Origin of the sequence: Leptolyngbya sp. FACHB-36, assembly GCF_014695955.1 — a bacterium.
Classification (GTDB): domain Bacteria; phylum Cyanobacteriota; class Cyanobacteriia; order Leptolyngbyales; family Leptolyngbyaceae; genus FACHB-36.
Genome location: NZ_JACJPG010000343.1, coordinates 1 through 1858, shown reverse-complemented (window position 1 = coordinate 1858; position 1858 = coordinate 1). Strand labels below are relative to the sequence as shown.

Here is a 1858-nt window from a genome sequence, read left to right as displayed (position 1 = left end):
TGGTAGCGATCGCACGTTTGCTCAATCAGGCGCGGGATATCCAGAAAGCGAATTCGCTCATCCAGGAACAGCGCAACGGCTTGCTCGTTCGCCGCGTTTAGCACCGCAGGCATGCAGCCGCCCGATCGACCTGCGGCGTATGCCAGCTGCATGCAGGGATACTTCTCGTGGTCGGGAGCGCGGAAGCTGAGGCTGCCAATTTTAACTAAATCCAGCGGCTCCCAGTTGGTCGAAATGCGCTCTGGATAGGACAGCGCATACAGCAGCGGCAGCCGCATATCTGCCCAGCCAAGCTGCGCCAGCACCGACGTATCCTGTAGCTCGATCAGCGAATGGATAATGCTTTGAGGATGGATGACAATTTCGATCTGGTCGTAATCCACGCCAAACAGGAAATGCGCTTCGATCACTTCCAAGCCTTTGTTCATCAGCGTGGCGGAGTCGATCGTAATCTTGCGCCCCATCGACCAGTTGGGATGCTTCAGCGCGTCGGCAACCGTCACCTGCGACAGCTTCTCCACAGGCAAATCCCGGAACGCGCCGCCGGATGCGGTCAGCAAAATCTTTCGCAGTCCTTTGTCGGGCACTCCCTGAAGGCACTGGAAAATGGCGGAGTGTTCAGAATCGGCTGGCAGCAATTTGACGCCGTGCTTCTGAATCAGCGGCAGGACAACGGGACCGCCTGCAATCAGCGTTTCCTTGTTTGCCAGCGCAATGTCTTTTCCGGCTTCGATCGCCGCGATCGTGGGCAGCAGTCCGGCGCAGCCGACGATTCCAGTAACAACGACATCAGCTTCGGCGTAGCGGGCAACCTCTATCACGCCGTCTTCGCCTGCCAGCAGGATTGGCTGCGGATCGAGGTCGGCGATCGCGGCACGCAGTTCTGGCAGCTTGTCGGCGTCGCAAATTGCAGCAAGCTTGGGGCGAAACTGGCGGATCTGCTGGCTAAACAGCGTCACGTTCCGACCCGCCGCCATGCCGACTACCCGAAACTGGTCGGGATACTGAGCGGCGATGTCGAGGGTTTGGGTTCCGATCGAGCCAGTCGAGCCAAGAAGAGAGATGGATTTCACGATCGCCACACTACGCTCACGTCTCCCCTATCTTACGATTTGACGGGGGCTAAATCTTAAGCAATTGTTGAGATATAAAGATGAAGAGGTAAGATTTTTGACAACTTGCATCACGCCGCCTCAGCAACAAGCGACGCAGCGAATTTTCTTGGCTAAATCCACGCTCTGGTTAGATTGAAGCATGGCGGCGATCGCTACTCATGACCTTTAGCAGCAGGCACTCTCGATCGATGAGACGGTGCGAGAAGATCGCTGATATCTGGACCCACCGGAATAATTCCACCCGGATTAAGCGGGAACAGGTTGCCGTAGTAGTCCCGTTTGACCGCATCCAAGTCGCACGTAGCCGCGACTCTGGGAAGCTGATAAATCTCCCGCAGGTAGGCTCCTACGTTTTGGTAATCCTGAATTTTGCGACGGTTGCACTTAAATAGCCCGTGATAAACCGCGTCAAAGCGGAACAGCGTTGTAAATAACCGAACGTCTGACAATGTAAGTCTGTCCCCGCAGAGGTAACGGTTGGTTTCTAGCACCGCATCGATTTCGTCGAGAGCCAAAAATAGCTCGTTGCACGCTGTATCATACGCCGTTTGAGTTTGGGCAAAACCACAGCGGTACACGCCATTATTCACGGCATGATAAATCTTTTCATTCCACTGATCGATCGTGTCTCTCAGCGCTTCTGGATACAGGTCGAGGTCGGGATGCTGAGCTAATTCATTGAACTGGGAGTTCAAAATGACAATAATGTCTGCGCTTTCGTTGTTGACGATCGTTTGGGTCTG

Annotated in this window: 2 protein-coding genes; both read right to left on the bottom strand. The window is 54.6% G+C overall.

From position 1 onward, the window contains the following. A partial coding sequence (gene dxr / locus H6F43_RS09805) for a 1-deoxy-D-xylulose-5-phosphate reductoisomerase (protein WP_190342602.1) occupies positions 1 to 1073 on the bottom strand: 1073 nt, incomplete at its 3' end. A gap of 194 nt (positions 1074 to 1267) precedes the next feature. Continuing rightward, positions 1268 to 1858, bottom strand: a 591-nt coding sequence (locus tag H6F43_RS09800; RefSeq protein WP_190342601.1) for a glutathione S-transferase C-terminal domain-containing protein, incomplete at its 5' end; no start/stop codon positions are given.